Origin of the sequence: Streptomyces marianii (assembly GCF_005795905.1) — a bacterium.
In the GTDB taxonomy this organism is placed as follows: domain Bacteria; phylum Actinomycetota; class Actinomycetes; order Streptomycetales; family Streptomycetaceae; genus Streptomyces; species Streptomyces marianii.
The window spans coordinates 6819574-6837865 of sequence record NZ_VAWE01000001.1; the positions used below are offsets into that span (position 1 = coordinate 6819574).

Consider the following 18292-nt stretch of genomic DNA (forward strand, 5'->3'; position numbering starts at 1 on the left):
GACTTCATGAACGACCAGCACGACCACGGGGCACTCGGCGACACCGAGTACACGGAGTTCATGGAGCTCGCCGCAGAAGAGGGCTTCGACCTCGAGGACGTCGAAGGCGCCATCGAGGAGGCCGGCCACGGCCCGCTGCCCGTCCTCGCCGTCGTCGGCCGTCCCAACGTCGGCAAGTCGACCCTGGTGAACCGCTTCATCGGGCGCCGCGAGGCCGTCGTCGAGGACAAGCCCGGGGTCACCCGTGACCGGGTCACCTACGAGGCCGAGTGGGCGGGCCGCCGCTTCAAGGTCGTCGACACCGGCGGCTGGGAGCAGGACGTCCTCGGCATCGACGCCTCCGTGGCCGCCCAGGCCGAGTTCGCCATCGAGGCCGCCGACGCCGTCGTCTTCGTCGTCGACGCCACCGTCGGCGCCACCGACACCGACGAGGCCGTCGTGAAGCTGCTGCGCCGTGCGGGGAAGCCCGTCGTGCTGGCCGCCAACAAGGTCGACGGCCCGTCCGCCGAGGCCGACGCCGCCATGCTCTGGTCCCTGGGCCTGGGCGAGCCGTTCCCGGTGTCCGCGCTGCACGGCCGCGGCACCGGCGACCTGCTCGACGAGGTCCTCAAGGCCCTCCCCGACGCCCCCGCCCAGACCTTCGGCACCGCCGTCGGCGGCCCGCGCCGTATCGCTCTCATCGGCCGTCCGAACGTCGGGAAGTCGTCCCTGCTGAACAAGGTGGCGGGCGAGGAGCGGGTCGTCGTCGACGAGATGGCCGGCACCACCCGCGACCCCGTCGACGAACTCATCGAACTCGGCGGTACGACCTGGAAGTTCGTGGACACCGCGGGCATCCGCAAGAAGGTGCACCTCCAGGAGGGTGCGGACTACTACGCCTCGCTGCGCACCGCGGCCGCCGTCGAGAAGGCCGAGGTCGCCGTCGTACTGATCGACACCAGCGAGTCCATCTCGGTCCAGGACCAGCGGATCATCACCATGGCGGTCGAGGCGGGCCGTGCGCTCGTCATCGCGTACAACAAGTGGGACACCCTCGACGAGGAGCGCCGCTACTACCTGGAGCGCGAGATCGAGACGGAGATGCAGCAGGTCTCCTGGGCGCCGCGGGTGAACGTCTCGGCCGCGACCGGCCGGCACATGGAGAAGCTGGTCCCGGCGATCGAGACGGCGCTGGCGGGCTGGGAGACCCGGGTGCCGACCGGCCGGCTCAACGCATTCCTCGGCGAGCTGGTCTCCGCCCACCCCCACCCGATCCGCGGCGGCAAGCAGCCCCGGATCCTGTTCGGGACGCAGGCAGGTACCAAGCCGCCGCGCTTCGTGCTCTTCGCCTCCGGCTTCCTGGAGCACGGCTACCGCCGCTTCGTGGAGCGCAGGCTGCGCGAGGAGTTCGGCTTCGAGGGCACCCCGATCCACATCTCCGTGCGGGTCCGGGAGAAGCGGTCCAGGAAGAAGTGACGCGCGGGAGCGCGCCGCGCGCGGGGTAGGCGGGTGCACACCGCGCCCACCGAGTGCGCGGACGGTCCGAGGCGGCGCGCACTCCGCCTCTCCCGCACGAATGCGGGGCGGCGCACTCGGCACACATGCGGAACGGCCGGGACGAATGCCGTCCCGGCCGTTCCGCATGTCTGCCGCCTCTCACAGCCCCCTGCGGGGCGCGGGCGGCAGCGCGCGGGCGTGGAGCCCTGCTGCGTGCTGCCGGATCCCGGCCGACCAGGGGCTGAGCCGGCCGCCGGCGACGGCGCCGAGACCGGCGCCGTGCCTGCCGGTGCCGAAGCCCCTGAAGGCGAGATCGTCCTCGTCCGTACGGTCACCGGGCAGTGTCCGGAAGGCCCTTCGGTACTCGGAGTACAGCGCGTCGTAGATCGGGGTGGCCGAAGCGTTCCGGCTTTCGTACGGCCGGCGGGTGGGGTCGTCTGTGTGCACATAGGAGCCAACGACCCCGATGCCCGTCGGATGCGGGCCCGTCCCGGAAAACGCAGTTCGGCGGGGGTACGGGGGGCGCACGCCCGGGTCCGCCTCCGCCTCCGGCGCCGGCCCGTAGCCCTCAGGTGCCCGCGAGCGGCATCGCCGCGGCGACCAGCCGGCCGTTCGCAGCGGCCTTGTCGAGCGCGTCGCGGAGCAGGTCCTCGCGCGGCTGCTGGCCGATCGAACCGACCGGGGCGGCGAAGACGAGGACCTTGTGCGACTTGTTGGCGGCGGTGCGCCAGCCGTCCGTCACCTGCAGCGGCTGGTGGGCCTGCCACCAGGCGGCCTGGCCGCTCCCGCCGGTACCCGGCTGGAGTACGGCGTGCAGCTGCCCCATCGCGAGCAGCACCGACCAGCCGTGCAGCACGGGGGGCAGCTGGTCGACCGCAGAGACCGGCAGGAAGCCCTGCTCGATCAGCAAGGGCAGGAAGTCGTCGCCGCCCTCGCCGAGGCTGCCGGGCCGGGCGATGGGTGCGGTCGGCTCCACGACGAGCGCGGGGTGCAGCTCGTCGCCGATCAGGACCAGGCCGCTGGTCACGCCGAGTACCGCCTGCTCCTGCGGCGCGGCCGGCATGCCGTGGCCGGGGTGATGGCCCGGGTGGACCGCCTGCGGCCGGTGGGCGGCCGGGGCCGCGGCCTCGCCGGTGATGGAGCGGACGGCGCCCTTGAGCTGTTCCTCGGCGACCTGGACGACCTGGGAGGGGATGCAGCTGGCGTGGGCGAAGGCGAGGACGGCGGTCTCCTCACCGACGAACAGCACGGTGCTGGTCCGCTCCTGCTCGGAGTCGCCCGGGGTGCGGCAGGAGGTGCAGTCGTAGTTGCCCGGGGCGTTCTCGCCGGCGAGCAGCCGGTCGGCTTCTTCGTCGCCGATCTCGGCGCGTACGTCCTCGCTGACGTCGAGCATGCGCGGCACGGGTTGCTCCTCGGACTCGGTGCGTGGTGGTGCGCCGGGCGGTTCCCGGCTCGTAACGAGCACAACGGGAGACTCGGGGCAAGAGTCACGCGACGGGGTCCTCCGGCCGACAGATCGTCACGTAGACACATCGACAAATCGTGAACGGCCGCCGCCCGGGCGGCGACACGCCGGTCCGCAGCGACCGTTACGCACGGCCACGGCAGGCCGACGGGACGGGAGTGGCCGGATCGCCCACAGTAGGGACCGGACGGGGAACCGAGCACCCCGGCCACCCTCCGGATCCCCGGGCCGGGGCGACCCCGTCCCGGCCACCCCATCACCAGGGGGGAGCGGCACCGCATGCACATCTCGTTCCTGCTCCACAACGCCTACGGAATCGGCGGGACGATCCGAACGACGTTCACTCTCGCCGCCACCCTGGCCGAGCGGCACGACGTGGAGATCGTGTCGGTCTTCCGCCACCGCGACGAGCCGACCCTGGGCGCACCGCCGGGCGTGACCATGCGTCACCTCCTCGACCTCCGGCAGGGCAGCCCCACATACGACGGCACCGACCCCGACTACACCCGCCCCGCCCGGGTGTTCCCGCGGGGCGACGGACGCTGGAAGCAGTACAGCCGCCTCACGGACGCGCGCATCGCCGCGTACCTGAGGTCCCTGCGGGCCGACGTCGTCGTCGGCACCCGCCCCGGGCTCAACGTCCACATCACCCGCCAGGCCCCCCGCGGCCCGGTCCGCGTCGGCCAGGAGCACCTGACCCTGGACGGCCACGACTACCGGCTGCGCCGCGAGATCGCCCACCGGTACGCCCTGCTCGACGCGGTCACCACCGTGACCGAGGCCGACGCCCGGGCCTACCGGACGCGTCTGCGGCTGCCGGACGTACGGATCGAGGCCGTGCCCCACAGCGTGCCGGCGCCGGCCGGGCCCCCCGCGGACGCGGACAGCACCTGGGTCGTCGCGGCCGGCCGGCTGCTCAAGGTCAAGCGCTACGACCTGCTCGTCAAGGCCTTCTCCAAGGTCGTCGCCGCGCGCCCCGACTGGCGGCTCCGGATCTACGGCGGCGGTGACGCCACCGGCAACGAGCGCGAGGCGCTGCTGGCCCTGATCGCCCGGCGCGGTCTGCACGACCACGTCTTCCTCATGGGGCCGGTCCACCCGCTGGAGCCGGAGTGGGTCAAGGGCTCCATCGCCGCGGTGACCTCGGACAGGGAGTCCTTCGGCATGACGATCGTCGAGGCGATGCGCTGCGGACTTCCCGTCGTCTCCACTGACTGCCCGCACGGCCCGCGCGAGATCATCGAGGACGGCGTCGACGGACTGCTCGTACCCGTCGGCGACGAGGACGCGGTCGCCGACGCCCTGCTCGCCCTGATCAACGACGACGAACTGCGGCGGAGGGCCGGGGCGGCGGCACGGGTGGCGTCCGGGCGGTTCGCCCCGGCGCGGATCGCCGAACGGCACGAGGCGCTGTTCGCCGAGCTGGTCGCCCGGGGCGCGCGCGTCCGTCCCCGCTCCGCGCTCCGGGACGTCGTGCACCGCTCGCGCGGCGCCGTACTGGACGCGGTGTACGCACTGCGGTACCGGGCGGCCGATGCCGTCCGCAAGGGGAGGCCGGCATGACCGCGCACACCGGGGGAGGTGCGGCGCCGCGCGCCGACTGCCCCCGAGGACTGTCCCGCAGTCCCTGCGGGACCGGCGCGCGGCGTCGGATGCGGTGCATCGCAGGGCGGAAAGTCGTCCTCGTACCAGGTGTGTTCGGATGATCCGACAACGCGGCGAGGCGCCGTGGCTGTCGTCGCGCGCCCGCCGGGGATCGCGGGACAGCCCTGAACGAGCCGAAGTCAGTATCTCGGTCCTCGTTGCGCTGTCCCGGCTGAAGGTGCCGCGGGCTGCACAGGGTGTCCTTTCGTGTCGACGCCGGTGGCCCGGTGCACTGTGCGACGTCCCCGAGATCGTCACGTAGCCTTACGGATCGAGCCACCAGGAAGGGAACCCACTTCCTCATGTCACACCCGCCCGTCCCACCCCGGCCCCAAGGTCCCCCGCCCAGCGGCGCTTTCGGTCCACCGTCACAGCAGCCCGGCCCCAATCCGGGTCTACACGGCGTGGAGTTCCGGGGCAGCGGTTCCGGACAGCCGCCGCAGTATCCGCAGATGCCACCGCAGTCTCCGGGCGGCGGGCCGCGTGCAGGTCGGGGCAGGGTCGCGCTGCTGGCCGGATCGGCAGTCGCCGTGCTCGCGCTGATCGGTGCCGGTGCTGGTGCCGTGACGCTGCTGCAAGACGACGAAGCGGCAACCAGCCAGGCCAAGCCCGCTTCGACGTCTTCCAAGCCGAAGAGCATCGAGGGCGAGGAACTGCTGCGCGTCGCAGCGCCCAAGGGGTCCCTGGGCTCGGACTCCCGGTACGTCTCCGCCCCGGGCAGCTGGGTCACCGACACGCACTACGCCTCCGGTGCCGCGGACGCGGTGAACGGCTACCACACGGCAACGGGGAAACCGGCGTGGACCGTTCCCCTCGACGGCAACATCTGCGAGGCCTCACGCGATATCACCGACACCGGCAAGGTGGCGGTTGTCTGGGCGGCCGACAGGATGGGGGTGCGCTGACCCCTGCGGGGCGTCAGCGCCGGGACGCAGCGGCACCAGCCTGACCCTCGACAACCCACCTCACCCCCTGACGAGCCGAAGTCGGTGATTCCAGGCCGTCATGCGGTTACGAGCCTTTCGTCATAGAGCAGCAGCATGGCCTGATCGAGCACGGCGGGCCTGATGCGGTGGCGTTTGCGGCCGTTGACTTTCTTGCCCGCGTCGTAGCCGCAGGTGGCCCCATCAGGACAGCGGATGTCCGCGATCGGCGGCAGACTCGCCCCCATGCTGGAGACCTCGGCGCGACTTCTGCGTCTACTGTCCTTGTTGCAGGCCCACCGTGAATGGTCCGGGGCCGAACTCGCCGACCGGCTGGGCGTCACCGCGCGCACCGTGCGCCGGGACGTCGACCGGCTGCGCGAACTCGGCTACCCGGTCAACGCCAGCCCGGGCACCGGCGGCGGCTACCAGCTCGGAGCCGGTGCCGAACTGCCGCCCCTACTGCTCGACGACGAGGAGGCCGTCGCCGTCGCCGTCGGGTTGCGCACCGCGGCGGGGAACGGCGTCGAGGGCATCGGGGAGGCGTCCGTACGCGCCCTGGCCAAGCTCGAACAGGTGCTGCCCCACCGGCTGCGCCGCCGGACCGGCGCGCTCAACGCCTTCACGGTGCCGATGCTGCGCGCACCGCGGGACCAGGTGGATCCCTCCGTCCTCACCGAGCTGGCGAACGCCTGCCGCGACGGCGAGCGGCTGCGCTTCGCGTACCGCGACCACAACGGCTCGACGAGCCGCCGGACCGTCGACCCCCACCGGCTGGTCTGCACCGAGCGCCGCTGGTACCTCGTCGCCTGGGACGTCGACCGCGAGGACTGGCGTACCTTCCGCGTCGACCGGGTCACCCCCAAACCGCCGCACGGGCCGCGCGTCCCGCCGCGTACCCCGCCCGCCGAGGACCTCGCCGCCTACGTGTCCCGGGGGGTGTCGACGGCGACGTACGCGGAGAGGGCGGTGATCAGGCTGCTGGTACCCGTCGAGCGCGCGGCCGAGGTCGTGTCGCCGTCCACCGGGGTGCTGGAGGCCGAGGGACCCGACAGCTGTCTGCTGCGCACCGGTGCCGGAAGCCTGGACGCGATGGTCGTTCACGTGGTGCTGATGGGCTTCGACTTCGAGGTGGTCGAGCCGGTGGAGCTGATCGGGCACATCAGGACCGTCCGGGACCGTCTGGGTCGGGCCCTGGACGCCGCCGGCTGACGCCGTCGTGCGGGGGCTCCGGCACGGCCGGACGCAGTGGCGCGAACTCCGGGTGGTGCAGGTCGAACGCGGGTGACTCGGAGCGCACCCGGGGGATGGTGGTGAAGTTGTGCCTCGGTGGCGGGCAGGAGGTCGCCCACTCCAACGACCGGCCGAACCCCCACGGGTCGTCGACGGTGACCTTCTCGGCGTACTTCCAGGTCTTCCAGACGTTGTAGAGGAACGGCAGCGTGGACGCGCCGAGCAGGAAGGCGCCGATCGTGGAGACGGTGTTCAGCGCGGTGAAGCCGTCGGCGGCCAGGTAGTCGGAGTACCGGCGTGGCATGCCCTCCGCACCCAGCCAGTGCTGGACCAGGAAGGTGGTCTGGAAGCCGAGGAAGAGCGTCCAGAAGTGGATCTTCCCTAGGCGCTCGTCGAGGAGCCTGCCGGTGAACTTCGGCCACCAGAAGTAGAAGCCGGCGAACATCGCGAAGACGACCGTGCCGAAGACCGTGTAGTGGAAGTGGGCCACGATGAAGTACGAGTCGGTCACGTGGAAGTCCATCGGCGGCGAGGCGATGATGACGCCGGTCAGCCCGCCCAGGAGGAAGGAGACCAGGAAGCCGACCGCCCACAGCATGGGCGTCTCGAACGACAGCGAGCCCTTGAGCATCGTGCCGCTCCAGTTGAAGAACTTCACCCCGGTCGGCACGGCGATCAGGAACGACAGCAGCGAGAAGAAGGGCAGGAGCACGGCGCCGGTGGCGAACATGTGGTGGGCCCACACCACCACCGAGAGCCCGGTGATTGCCATCGTGGCCCCGACGAGGGTCAGATAGCCGAAGACCGGCTTCCTGGAGAACACCGGGATGATCTCCGTGATGATGCCGAAGAACGGCAGCGCGATGATGTAGACCTCGGGATGGCCGAAGAACCAGAACAGGTGCTGCCACAGCAGCGCGCCGCCGTTCCCCGCCTCGAAGACCACCGAGCCGAACCGCCGGTCCGATTCCAGCACCAGCAGCGCCGCCGCCAGGACCGGGAAGGCCACCAGCACCAGGATCGTCGTGAACAGGATGTTCCAGGTGAAGATCGGCATCCGGAACATCGTCATCCCCGGCGCCCGCATCCCGATGATCGTCGCCAGGAAGTTCACGGACGTGAGGATCGTGCCGAAGCCGGACAGGGCGAGGCCCATGATCCACAGGTCGATGCCGGCGCCGGGGGAGCGTTCCAGGCTGTTGAGCGGCGCGTACGCGGTCCAGCCGAAGGCGGCGGGGCCGGTCGGCACCAGCAGCGAGCCGAGCACCATCAGCCCGCCGAAGAGGAACAGCCAGTACGAGAGCATGTTCAGCCGTGGGAAGGCCACGTCCGGCGCGCCGATCTGCAGCGGCACGATCTCGTTGGCGAAGCCCGCGAAGGTCGGGGTCGCGAAGAGCAGCAGCATGATCGTGCCGTGCAGGGTGAACGCCTGGTTGAACGTCTGGTTGGTGACCAGCTGGAGCCCGGGGCGGGCCAGCTCCGCCCGCATCAGCATCGCCATCAGCCCGGCGATCAGGAAGAAGACGAACGACGTGACCAGATAGAGGTGCCCGATCTTCTTGTGGTCGGTGGTCGTCAGCCAGTCCACGACCACCCGGCCCCGCCGGCGCACCGGCGCCGGTGAGGCGGCGGCCTCGGCGGTGTCCGTGCGCATGGGCCGATGCTAGCCACGGGGCTCCGTACGAACCGGTGGGACACGGAACGGGGCGCGGTGCGATACGCGTACGGGTGAGAGACCGGTTCGTCCGGGGCCGCCGCCTGTTCGTCCGGAAGCGTCGCCGGTTCGTCCGGAAGTAGGACATGCGTAAAACACGATGAATTCGTGCTGCGCGGACGGCCGGGGAAAGTGCGCGGCGGACGCAATTCACGGCCCCGGACGGGGCGGTGCGGCAGTGGTTCGGGAATTCCGTGGGAATTTCTGTGCGAGCAACTCGGATTGCCCGCACTGATGATCGACGCCGGGCTAAACGCATGTCGTGAACCTGTGACAGAAGCGTGACCGGTGGGGTACGTGGGGCGGGGGATGCGTGCGGCACCGCTCTTCCACGCCGCTTTTCGCCAGCCGCCGACGGGCCTTCCGTCACCGTCCGCTGCCGCCTACGGTGATTCCATGGCACCGATACCGACACCCTCAGGACAGCCAGACGACGCCCCGGAGTCCTATGTCGGCCTCGACGCCGACAGCGCGGAGCGGCGCGCCCGCGGCCGCGGCTGGACCACCGTCAGATCGCTTCCGCCCGGCTCTGTCATCACCATGGAGTACCTCGAGGGCCGGCTGAACTTCGAGGTCGACGACGGCACCGTCCGCCGCTGCTGGAAGGGCTGACCACGCGGACCGGGGCGTGCCGCAAGTTCGCGGACACGGCCCGGCGGGCGCGGCGAAGGCCCCGACCTCGGTCGGGGCCTTCGCCGTGGGAGTCTCCGCGGACGCCGCCGCGGGCCGTCAGCCGCCCACCGGGCGCGACCGGGGCGGGCGCCGGCTCCCGGCCGGTGCCGTGGTCCAGGACGCGTGCGGCGGATGCGGCGACCGCCCCACCGCGTGCGTGCGGGCCTGTCCGTGCCGGGCGGCCGCGGTCACGCCGGACGTGCCCGGCGCTCCGGCCTGCTGCTTCGGCCCGGCCGGCAGCGCGGCGCTGCCGACGGTGCTCCTCGTGCCCGCCGAACGGGCGGCGCTCGTCGCCCCCACCGGGCGGCGCACCGGTTCCCCGCCGTCCTCGGCCGGGATCCGCTGCGGGTACACGGCCGGCCGCGGGCCACCGGAGGCTACGGGCAGTGACGGCACCGGCAGCCGACGGGTGCGCAGCTGGTTCCGCAGCGAGAGGACCGTGTCCTCGACGCGTGCGATGAGCGGCTCGCACCACGGCAGGGCGAGCAGGATCAGCAGACCGGCGGCCCAGCCCAGCAGCACGTCGCTGAGCCAGTGCGTACCGAGGTAGACGGTCGTCAGCCCGACGCCCAGGGCGACCACTGCGGACAGCGCCGACAGATACCGCCTGGCGCGCGGCGTGGTGGCCAGGTAGGCGAGGATTCCCCAGGTCACGACGGCATTGGCGGTGTGGCCCGAAGGAAATATATCGCCGCCGGCGAAGAGCTCGGCGGAGCCGATCTGCGTCGCGTAGTGCGGGCCCAGCCGGCCGAGGCCCAGCTTGACCGCTCCCACCGTCGCGTTCAGCAGTAGCAGCGAGGCGCCCAGCACCAGCAGCGGACGCAGCGTGTGCTGCCGCCACGAGCGCCAGCCGAGCCAGGCGGCGACCATCACGGCCGTCGGTCCGCGCTGGCCGAGCACCACGAAGTAGTCCAGGAACGCGTGCAGTTCGGGCCACTGCTGATACGGCCGGAAGAGCATGACCTTCCAGTCGACGATCACCAGCCAGGACGAGATGAGCACGGCGACGACGATCGCGACATAGAACGCCGAAGTCCCGCCGAAGAGGGCGAGACGGGTGCGGCTCATCCGCGGGATCTCTATCTTCGGCGGCTCCGGCTCCCGGTCCAGGCGGGCAAAGATGTCGGTACGCACCCAATCGACGTTACAGCGAGTGAGCGTCCGTCCAGGCCGATCCAGGCTCTTCGTGATGACGATGTGATGTGGACTATGTCTCAGCGGCGCATTGAAAGAGCGTCGCCGACTAAATCCCGCGGGCCGCGATCCCTATTGGACGCACCGGTTCTCCGTAAGTGTGTTTGCAGGCGGTGGTAACACTTCACGGGATTGCCGCGCCGAATTCCGGGACCCGTTCGGGGCACTCGCGGCGCCGCGCCGGCGTGGCGTACGCCACACCCGCGCGGCCTCCGAGGTGAGAGGTGCACCACGCGCCGCCGTCCGGGACTCGCGTACTCTGGCTGATCACTCGCCCGTCGATGCCGGGCCGCCCACCGGGCCAAGCCCCCGGCCGGGCCCACCGACGCGAGACCCAGCAGGAGGTACGTACATGTTCGGGAGGACCACGGCCGGAGCACGCCCGCGTGCCGCCGGCGGCGGTGCCAACCGCTGGGTCGTCCTGCTCGTCCTCTGCGTGAGCCTGCTCCTGGTCGCGCTGGACGCGACCGTGCTGCACGTAGCCGTGCCCGCCGTCACGGAGGACCTCCGCCCGTCCGGGGTCGAACTCCTGTGGATCGTCGACGCCTACCCCCTGGTGTGCGCCTCGCTGCTGATCCTCTTCGGCACCCTCGGCGACCGGGTCGGGCGCCGGCGCGTCCTGCTGCTCGGTTACGCGCTCTTCGGCGTCGCCTCGGCCGTCGCCGCGCTGGCCACCACACCCGAGGTGCTCATCGGCGCCCGGGCCATGCTCGGAGTCGGCGGCGCGATGATCATGCCGGCGACGCTCTCCATACTCCGGGCCGTCTTCCCGGACCGGCGCGAGCGCGCCACCGCCATCGGTATCTGGACCGCGGTCGCCGCGGTCGGCGCCGCCACCGGTCCCGTTCTGGGCGGCTTCCTCGTCCAGCACTTCTGGTGGGGCTCGGTCTTCCTGATCAACATCCCGCTGATGCTGCTGATCCTGCCGATCGCCCGCTGGTTGCTCCCGGAGTCCCGGGGCGACCGCGGTGGGCCGTGGGACGTCCTCGGGGCACTCATGGCCGCAGCCGGAGTGCTCGGCGTCGTCCTCGGCGTGAAGCGGCTCGGTGCCGGCGACGCCCTGTTGGACCACCGCACGGCCGGCCCGCTGCTCGCCGGGGCCGTGCTCCTCGCCCTCTTCGTCCGCCGCCAGAAGCGCCGCAGGCATCCGCTGATCGACATGCGGATGTTCGCCCGGCCGACCTTCTCCACCTCGGTCGGCTGCATCGTCCTCGCCATGCTCGCGCTCGTCGGCCTGGAGCTGATCGCCGTCCAGTACCTCCAGCTCGTGCTCGGGCTGAGCCCGCTGGAGACCGGTCTGCGGCTGCTGCCGCTCACCTTCGCCGCGATGGCCGCCGGAGCCACCGGCTCCTTCACCCTCCGCCGCCTCGGCCCCCGGCGGATGGTCGGCTGGGGCTTCGTGCTCACGGCCGCCGCCGTGGTGCTGCTGACCCTGATGGGGCAGCACGACCGGCCGCTGCTGCTCACCGCCGGATTCGTCCTCCTCGGCTTCGGGCTGCAGACCACGCTCTTCGGTGCGTACGAGTCGATGCTCAGCGAGGCCCCGCCCGAGCAGGCGGGCGGCGCCGCCGCCATAGGGGAGACCTCCTACCAGCTGGGTGCCGGCATGGGTATCGCGCTGCTCGGCAGCGTCATGAACGCCGCCTACGCCCCCGGGCTCGACGACGCCGTGAGCGCTCCGCCCGCGGCGCGCAGCGCCGCCGCGCACTCGCTCGGCGAGGCGTACCAGGTGGCCCTCCAGCTGGGCGGCCCCACCGGGGACGCGCTGCGGACCGCCGCCCGGCACGCCTTCGTCCACGGACTGCACGTCACGCTCTTCGTCAGCGCGGGGCTGCTGCTGCTCGGCGCGCTGGCCGCGCTCCGGCTGCCGAAGGCCATGGAGTGCGCCGAGCCCGACGACCTCACGGATCTCCCCGACGGGCAGCGGCCCCCGGACGCCCGGTCCGGGCCCCCCGCGCCGGAGCCCGCCTCCGCGGGCGCCCCGCTCCGGGAGCACCTCCGGCCGGAGCCGGCGGTCCCCGCGCGCCGTGCGCCCGCGGAGGCGGGCGGCCCGGCACGCACTGGACGCGCGGCACACTGAGCCGTAACGTCAGCGCCGAGCATTAACTACCACTGCTAGCCAGGGCTGCGGCCGGAGAGGTCCACCGGCAGACCTCTCCGGCCGCAGCACCGGCTTTCCAGGACACCGGCTGCCGTCCGGACCCGGACAGCGCCGTGCGAGCCGCCGGAGGCACCCTCATGCCCGCACCTTCGAAGCTGCCGCCCTTCGACCCCGCCGACCCCCTCGGCGTCGACGATCTGCTGGAGCCGGAGGACCTCGCGGTCCGCGACACGGTCCGCTCCTGGGCCGCCGACCGCGTGCTGCCGCACATCGCCGAGTGGTACGAGAGCGGTGAACTTCCCGCCGTCCGCGAACTGGCCCGGGAGCTCGGCTCGATCGGCGCCCTGGGGATGTCGCTTACCGGCTACGGTTGCGCCGGCGCCACCTCCGTCCAGTACGGACTCGCCTGCCTGGAGCTGGAGGCCGCCGACTCCGGTATCCGCTCGCTCGTGTCCGTCCAGGGCTCGCTTGCGATGTACGCGATCTGGAAGTACGGCTCGGAGGAGCAGAAGCAGCGGTGGCTGCCGTCCATGGCGGCCGGCGAGACCATCGGCTGCTTCGGGCTCACCGAGCCCGACCACGGCTCCGACCCGGCTGGAATGCGCACCTACGCCAAGCGTGACGGCTCCGACTGGGTGCTCAGCGGGCGCAAGATGTGGATCACCAACGGCTCCGTCGCCGGCGTCGCCGTCGTCTGGGCCCAGACCGACGACGGCATCCGGGGTTTCGCCGTCCCCGCCGACGCACCGGGCTTCTCGGCCCCCGAGATCCGCCACAAGTGGTCGCTGCGGGCCTCCGTCACCAGTGAACTCGTCCTGGACGAGGTGCGGTTGCCGGGGGACGCCGTCCTCCCGGGCGTGACGGGACTCAAGGGCCCGCTCAGCTGTCTGTCGCACGCCCGGTACGGCATCGTCTGGGGTGCGATGGGCGCGGCGCGCTCCAGCTTCGAGGCGGCGCTCGACTACGCGAGGACGCGGGAGCAGTTCGGAAAGCCCATCGGGGGCTTCCAGCTCACCCAGGCCAAGCTCGCCGACATGGCGCTCGAACTGCACAAGGGAATCCTGCTCGCCCACCATCTCGGGCGGCGGATGGACGCCGGGACGCTCCGCCCGGAGCAGGTCAGTTTCGGAAAGCTGAACAACGTACGGGAGGCGATCGAGATCTGCCGCACCGCGCGCACGATCCTCGGCGCCAACGGGATCTCGCTCGAGTACCCCGTGATGCGGCACGCCACCAACCTCGAATCGGTGCTCACCTACGAGGGCACCGTCGAGATGCACCAGCTCGTGCTGGGCAAGGCGCTCACCGGCCTCGACGCGTTCCGGTAGGCCGACCGTCCCCTTGCGGCCGGCCGGCGAGCGCCCCGCTCAGCTCTGGTTGAAGAAGCCGTCGCCCGGGCGGCCCGCGGACTCCCCGCTGACGATCTCCGTGTCGGCGGGGGTCAGCAGGAAGACCCGGGTCGCCACGCGCTCGATGGAGCCGCGCAGCCCGAAGGTCAGCCCGGCCGCGAAGTCCACCACGCGCTTGGCGTCCGAGGGTTCCATGGAGGTCAGGTTGACGATGACGGGAACGCCCTCGCGGAAGTGCTCGCCGATGCCGCGCGCGTCCCGGAAGCTGTCGGGGGAGACGGTGGCGATCCGGCGGCCCTGCTCCTCGGCCGTCTCGGAGGCCACTCGGACGCGCGGGTCGGTCACCCACTGGTCGCCGGCCCCCGTACCCTCGGCGTACTCGTCGTCGTAGTAGCGCTCGTCGTTGTCCTCGACGAGACCGAGCCATGCACTCGCCTTGCGCACCGATCCCATGGACGCCTCCTTTCGACCGCGGTCACTTGTGGTTCCGCATATCCCTATGGTCGTCCATAATGCGGATCCCGCGCCAAGTGGATAGTCGCCGCGCAGGGGATTCGTGACGGTACTGGTGCAGAACATGTGGCGGTTCGTCAAGATTCCTCCAGCGTACGGGCCCTGAAGGGGCTCATATCGAAGCAAAATATGAATGCCTCGGCAGACGGGTGATCGCCGGAGCGTCCGGGTGAACGGGCCGGCTGGCTACGATGCGGCCGCACACTCGAACGACACACGGGGGAACGTCGTGTTCGGAATCGTCCGGCCCTGCACCCACCGCCTCACCGACGGACTCAAGGCGGAGTGGATGGCCCATCTCTGCGGACTCTGCCTGGCGCTTCGCGCGGACCACGGGCAGTTCGCCAGGGTCGTCACGAGCTACGACGGGCTGATCGTCTCGGTCCTGACGGAGGCTCAGTCCGGGCGTACCCCCGCGCAGCGGCGCACGGCCGGGCCCTGCCCCCTCCGTGCCATGCGCACCGCGCCTGTCGCCCGGGGCGAGGGGGCCCGGCTGGCCGCCGCCGTCTCGCTCGTCCTCGCCTCCGCCAAGGTCCGCGACCACGTGGCCGACCGGGACGGGGTGCTGGCCCGCAGGCCGGTGGCCGCGGCCGCCCGGCGGATCGCGAAGGGCTGGGACCGTGCCGGCGCCCGTGCCGGCGCGGCACTGGGCTTCGACACGGCGGTGCTGGTCGACGCGGTGGACCGGCAGGCCGGGATCGAATCGCTGGCCGGCCCGGGCACGCCGCTGCTGGTCGTGACCGAGCCCACGGAGACGGCGACCGCGGCCGCCTTCGCCTACACCGCGGTCCTCGCCGGCCGCCCCGGCAACGCCGCGCCGCTCGCCGAGGCCGGCCGGCTCTTCGGACGGCTGGCGCACCTCCTGGACGCCGTGGAGGACCGGGAGGCCGACGCCGCATCGGGTGCCTGGAACCCGCTCACGGTCACCGGCACGAGCCTCAACGAGGCCCGCCGCCTCGCCGACGACGCCCTCCACGGCATCAGGCTCGCACTGCGGGACGCGGAGTTCGTCGACGACCGGCTGCTGCACGTGCTCCTCGCACACGAACTGCGGCGGTCCGTGGACCGGGCCTTCGGCTCGGCGGCCTGCGCGCACCGGGGACACGGCGGACCGCCCCCGCAGGGAGGCGGTCCGTACGGCGGCCCCCACGGGGGAGGGACGGGACCGTACGGGTCCGCCGGTCCCCACGGAGGCGGCGACCCGTACGGCGGCAGCCCCTACGGCGGCGGACCCGGCGGGAACGGGGGCGAGCCGCCCCGGTTGGGCTTCGGCGGCGAGCCCCCGAAGCCCAAGCCGCGCGGCTTCTGGGCCGGCTGCGCGGTCTTCGTCGGGCTGTGCTGCACCTGCCGGCTCTGCTGCGCCGAGCAGTACGAAGGCCCCTGGTCCCGCAAGAAGCGTGAGGGCTGCTGCCGCAAGTGCGACTGCAACTGCGACGGTTGCGACTGCTGCTGCCCCTGCGACTGCGGCTGAGGGCTGTCCCGTCATCACCGGTGGATCAGCGCGCGGCGTCAGATGCGGTGCATCGCAAGGCGGAGGGGGGTCCTCATACTGGGCGTATTCGGGCGATCCGGCAACGCAGCGAGGTGCCGCAGCTGTCGTCGTGCGCCCGCTGGGGATTACGGGACAGCCCTCAGGGCGTGCTTCGGAAGTAGCGCGTCCGCCCCCGCCCGGACGGGACTTTCGAAACACGCCCCAGTGCCGCGTCGGGCGGGGTTCGCCCGTCCGGGAGCGGCGTGCGCTGCGCGGGGTCCCCCGGCCCTCCGGCCGGGGGAAGGGCCGCCAGGCGCCGGATCGACCTCGTAGTGGGCCTGCTCGGTTGATTGGGCAACGCCGCGGGTCGCCGTACCGGGCGTCGTACGGCCGAAAGGCGCCCTTGCGCGGCAAGTTGGCTCGTCGAATACTCCCGAAACAGCGCTTGTCAGGGGCACAACGTGACCGGAATCCGGACACATCCCCGCGCCCGCTGACTGCGCCTCACGGGCCCGTCACCCCACAGTCGGGTCCCCGATTCCCCTCGGGAGGAACGAGAAGTGAGGATCAAGCGCACCACCCCCACCCACGGCGCGGCCAGACGGATCCGTCTGCTCGCCGTGACGACCGGTCTCGTCGCCGCCGCCGCGCTGGCCGTCCCCAACGCAAGCGCCGTCGAGGCCCCTGTCGCCTTCAGCGCGTCCCAGCTCTCCGCCGCGAGCGACGCCGTGCTGACCGCCGATGTGGCAGGTACCGCCTGGCACGTCGACAAGGCGACCGACACCCTGGTCGTGACCGCCGACTCCACCGTCTCCAAAGCCGAGATCGCGCAGATCGAGCGGGCGGCCGGCGCGAACGCCGGTGCCCTCCGCATCGAGCGCACTCCCGGCAGATTCAGCAAGCTCATCTCGGGCGGCGACGCCGTCTACGCCACCAGCTGGCGCTGCTCGCTCGGCTTCAACGTCCGCAACAGCGCGGGCACTTCGTACTTCCTGACGGCGGGCCACTGCACCGACGGGGCGGGCACCTGGTACGCGAACTCCGCCCGCACCACGGTCCTCGGTCCGACCGCGGGGTCGAGCTTCCCGGGCAACGACTACGGCATCGTGCGCTACGGCAACACCTCCATCTCCAAGCCGGGCACCGTCGGCAGCGTCGACATCACCAGCGCCGCCAACGCGACCGTCGGCATGTCGGTGACCCGCCGCGGCTCCACCACGGGCACCCACAGCGGCACCGTCACCGGTCTCAACGCCACGGTCAACTACGGCGGCGGTGACATCGTCTACGGCATGATCCGCACGAACGTGTGCGCTGAGCCGGGCGACAGCGGCGGCCCGCTGTACTCCGGCAGCCGGGCCATCGGCCTGACCTCCGGCGGCAGCGGCAACTGCTCGAGCGGCGGTACGACCTTCTACCAGCCGGTCACCGAGGCCCTGAGCGCCTACGGCGTCAGCGTCTACTGAGCCGTTCCGCGGAGACCGGGAGCCACAGTGCTCGACAAGAGCCCCCGTCGCGCACCGGATGCCGTTCGTTGATTCGGGGTCGCGTCTGACGTCGGCCTTCAGGACCCGTCGTGGTCCTGAAGGCCGACGTTGTGGTGCGGGGCGGGTGCGGACGCGACCGGGGCGGTCCGGGCGGGTTCCCGGCGGTGACGGTACGGGTGGCACGGCCGCGTCGCCGCAGGGAAGCCCGGCGATCCGGGTCCGGAGCGAGTGGGAACCGCTCTTTCACGACGAGGAGTTCGCGACCCGTCCCGGGGGCAGGACCCGCCGCCGGACCCCTGACCGCGAGAGGGGGCAGCCCCCGAATCGGCCGGCCGCAACCGCAGCTGCGCTTCGGCGGGGGCTCGACGCAGTGCACACTTTTGAGAGGATGGCTGAGCGGTCGGCCACAACGGATCGGGGGGCGGATGAAGCGCATCGGAGTGACCGGCCACAGAAGCATTCCGCCCGAGGCCATGCCCCATGTGCTGGCCGGTATGAAGGCGTTGCTGTGCGGCCGTGAGGGGGCTCTGGAAGCGCTCTCCAGCCTGGCCGAGGGGGCCGACCAGCTCTTCGCCGATGTCGCCCTCGCCTGCGGCGCCGAGCTCACCGCCGTCATCCCGAGCGGGGACTACGAGGACGGCTTCGGCGACCCCGGTGCCCTGGCCTGCTACCGGCGGCTCCGGTGCCGGGCCAGCCAGGAGGTCCGGCTGGCGTTCCCCCACTCCACGGACGAGGCGTACTACGCGGCCGGTGCCTACATCGCCGACAACTGCGACCGGCTCCTCGCCGTCTGGGACGGCCGGCCCGCCCGCGGTCTCGGCGGCACCGGCGACATCGTCCGGTACGCGCGAGAGCGCGGCACGCCGGTGACGGTGGTGTGGTGCGACGGGGTCGAGCGGGACTGACGCGCCTAACCGGTGCGGTGAAGGGCGGCCGCGCGGTCCGGTACCCGGGCTGCCCACCGCACCCGGGACCGCCCCTGATTCCGACGTTCCGCGTCCGGTGCAGGCCGCTGGTTCAGCCGCTCCCCACCCCCCGCGCGTCCACCGC

At 72.1% G+C, this 18292-nt stretch carries 16 protein-coding genes; 10 read left to right on the plus strand and 6 right to left on the minus strand.

The genetic code is table 11. The features are described from left to right. Positions 1-6 precede the first annotated feature (6 nt). A complete protein-coding gene (gene der, locus FEF34_RS30915; RefSeq protein WP_138056095.1) occupies positions 7-1455 on the plus strand; it encodes a ribosome biogenesis GTPase Der in 1449 nt (482 codons plus the stop codon). Between the two features lie 180 nt (positions 1456-1635). On the opposite strand, the gene FEF34_RS30920 is transcribed toward der, so the two are convergent. Beyond that, entirely contained in the window at positions 1636-1923 is a 288-nt protein-coding gene (locus FEF34_RS30920) for a hypothetical protein (RefSeq protein ID WP_138056096.1), read from the minus strand. A 121-nt stretch (positions 1924-2044) separates the two neighbouring features. Beyond that, the gene (locus FEF34_RS30925; RefSeq protein ID WP_138056097.1) at positions 2045-2878 is read right to left on the minus strand and encodes a hypothetical protein; all 834 of its coding nucleotides are present in this window, start codon (positions 2876-2878) and stop codon (positions 2045-2047) included. 342 nt (positions 2879-3220) lie between these two features. Here FEF34_RS30925 and FEF34_RS30930 point away from each other — a divergent pair, with 342 nt between their 5' ends. Next, positions 3221-4504, plus strand: a complete 1284-nt coding sequence (locus FEF34_RS30930; protein ID WP_138056098.1) for a glycosyltransferase — start codon at positions 3221-3223, stop codon at positions 4502-4504. A 533-nt stretch (positions 4505-5037) separates the two neighbouring features. Then, the gene (locus FEF34_RS30935) at positions 5038-5490 is read left to right on the plus strand and encodes a hypothetical protein (protein ID WP_138056099.1); all 453 of its coding nucleotides are present in this window, start codon (positions 5038-5040) and stop codon (positions 5488-5490) included. A 98-nt stretch (positions 5491-5588) separates the two neighbouring features. On the opposite strand, the gene FEF34_RS41575 is transcribed toward FEF34_RS30935, so the two are convergent. Beyond that, positions 5589-5756 (minus strand): hypothetical protein, encoded by a 168-nt coding sequence (locus FEF34_RS41575; protein ID WP_171053160.1) that lies wholly within the window; start codon positions 5754-5756, stop codon positions 5589-5591. On the opposite strand from FEF34_RS41575, the gene FEF34_RS30940 reads away from it, so the two are divergent. Continuing rightward, positions 5755-6720, plus strand: a complete 966-nt coding sequence (locus tag FEF34_RS30940; RefSeq protein WP_138056100.1) for a helix-turn-helix transcriptional regulator — start codon at positions 5755-5757, stop codon at positions 6718-6720. The genes FEF34_RS41575 and FEF34_RS30940 overlap by 2 nt on opposite strands. On the opposite strand, the gene ctaD is transcribed toward FEF34_RS30940, so the two are convergent. Next, positions 6671-8395 carry an aa3-type cytochrome oxidase subunit I gene (gene ctaD, locus FEF34_RS30945; protein WP_138056101.1) on the minus strand — a complete coding sequence of 575 codons (1725 nt, stop codon included), beginning with the start codon at positions 8393-8395 and terminating at the stop codon, positions 6671-6673. The genes FEF34_RS30940 and ctaD overlap by 50 nt on opposite strands. 456 nt (positions 8396-8851) lie before the next feature. Between ctaD and FEF34_RS30950 the strand changes: the two genes are divergently transcribed. Beyond that, complete coding sequence (locus FEF34_RS30950; protein ID WP_138056102.1) at positions 8852-9067, plus strand: I78 family peptidase inhibitor; 216 nt, start codon at positions 8852-8854, stop codon at positions 9065-9067. A gap of 117 nt (positions 9068-9184) precedes the next feature. On the opposite strand, the gene FEF34_RS30955 is transcribed toward FEF34_RS30950, so the two are convergent. Then, a complete protein-coding gene (locus FEF34_RS30955; protein ID WP_138056103.1) occupies positions 9185-10261 on the minus strand; it encodes a phosphatase PAP2 family protein in 1077 nt (358 codons plus the stop codon). A 412-nt stretch (positions 10262-10673) separates the two neighbouring features. On the opposite strand from FEF34_RS30955, the gene FEF34_RS30960 reads away from it, so the two are divergent. After that, positions 10674-12401 (plus strand): MFS transporter, encoded by a 1728-nt coding sequence (locus FEF34_RS30960; protein WP_138056104.1) that lies wholly within the window; start codon positions 10674-10676, stop codon positions 12399-12401. Positions 12402-12559: 158 nt separating this feature from the next. After that, positions 12560-13750, plus strand: a complete 1191-nt coding sequence (locus tag FEF34_RS30965; RefSeq protein ID WP_138056105.1) for an acyl-CoA dehydrogenase family protein — start codon at positions 12560-12562, stop codon at positions 13748-13750. A 39-nt stretch (positions 13751-13789) separates the two neighbouring features. Here the strand turns inward: FEF34_RS30965 and FEF34_RS30970 are convergent, their stop codons facing one another. Beyond that, the gene (locus tag FEF34_RS30970) at positions 13790-14224 is read right to left on the minus strand and encodes a cell division protein SepF (RefSeq protein ID WP_138056106.1); all 435 of its coding nucleotides are present in this window, start codon (positions 14222-14224) and stop codon (positions 13790-13792) included. Between the two features lie 289 nt (positions 14225-14513). On the opposite strand from FEF34_RS30970, the gene FEF34_RS30975 reads away from it, so the two are divergent. From FEF34_RS30975 to FEF34_RS30985, 3 genes are all read left to right on the plus strand, one after another. Beyond that, entirely contained in the window at positions 14514-15755 is a 1242-nt protein-coding gene (locus FEF34_RS30975) for a DUF5685 family protein (protein WP_171053161.1), read from the plus strand. Positions 15756-16315: 560 nt separating this feature from the next. Next, complete coding sequence (locus FEF34_RS30980) at positions 16316-17221, plus strand: S1 family peptidase (RefSeq protein WP_138056108.1); 906 nt, start codon at positions 16316-16318, stop codon at positions 17219-17221. A 446-nt stretch (positions 17222-17667) separates the two neighbouring features. Then, positions 17668-18147 (plus strand): hypothetical protein, encoded by a 480-nt coding sequence (locus FEF34_RS30985; protein WP_138056109.1) that lies wholly within the window; start codon positions 17668-17670, stop codon positions 18145-18147. The last annotated feature ends 145 nt before the right edge of the window (positions 18148-18292 follow it).

What these genes read in the sequence shown, in the direction of transcription:
- der (WP_138056095.1), top strand. Translation starts at nt 7, where the DNA reads ATGAACGACCAGCACGACCACGGGGCACTCGGCGACACCGAGTACACG.
- FEF34_RS30930 (WP_138056098.1), top strand. Translation starts at nt 3,221, where the DNA reads ATGCACATCTCGTTCCTGCTCCACAACGCCTACGGAATCGGCGGGACG.
- FEF34_RS30935 (WP_138056099.1), top strand. Translation starts at nt 5,038, where the DNA reads ATGCCACCGCAGTCTCCGGGCGGCGGGCCGCGTGCAGGTCGGGGCAGG.
- FEF34_RS30940 (WP_138056100.1), top strand. Translation starts at nt 5,755, where the DNA reads ATGCTGGAGACCTCGGCGCGACTTCTGCGTCTACTGTCCTTGTTGCAG.
- FEF34_RS41575 (WP_171053160.1), bottom strand. Translation starts at nt 5,756, where the DNA reads ATGGGGGCGAGTCTGCCGCCGATCGCGGACATCCGCTGTCCTGATGGG.
- ctaD (WP_138056101.1), bottom strand. Translation starts at nt 8,395, where the DNA reads ATGCGCACGGACACCGCCGAGGCCGCCGCCTCACCGGCGCCGGTGCGC.
- FEF34_RS30950 (WP_138056102.1), top strand. Translation starts at nt 8,852, where the DNA reads ATGGCACCGATACCGACACCCTCAGGACAGCCAGACGACGCCCCGGAG.
- FEF34_RS30960 (WP_138056104.1), top strand. Translation starts at nt 10,674, where the DNA reads ATGTTCGGGAGGACCACGGCCGGAGCACGCCCGCGTGCCGCCGGCGGC.
- FEF34_RS30965 (WP_138056105.1), top strand. Translation starts at nt 12,560, where the DNA reads ATGCCCGCACCTTCGAAGCTGCCGCCCTTCGACCCCGCCGACCCCCTC.
- FEF34_RS30970 (WP_138056106.1), bottom strand. Translation starts at nt 14,224, where the DNA reads ATGGGATCGGTGCGCAAGGCGAGTGCATGGCTCGGTCTCGTCGAGGAC.
- FEF34_RS30985 (WP_138056109.1), top strand. Translation starts at nt 17,668, where the DNA reads ATGAAGCGCATCGGAGTGACCGGCCACAGAAGCATTCCGCCCGAGGCC.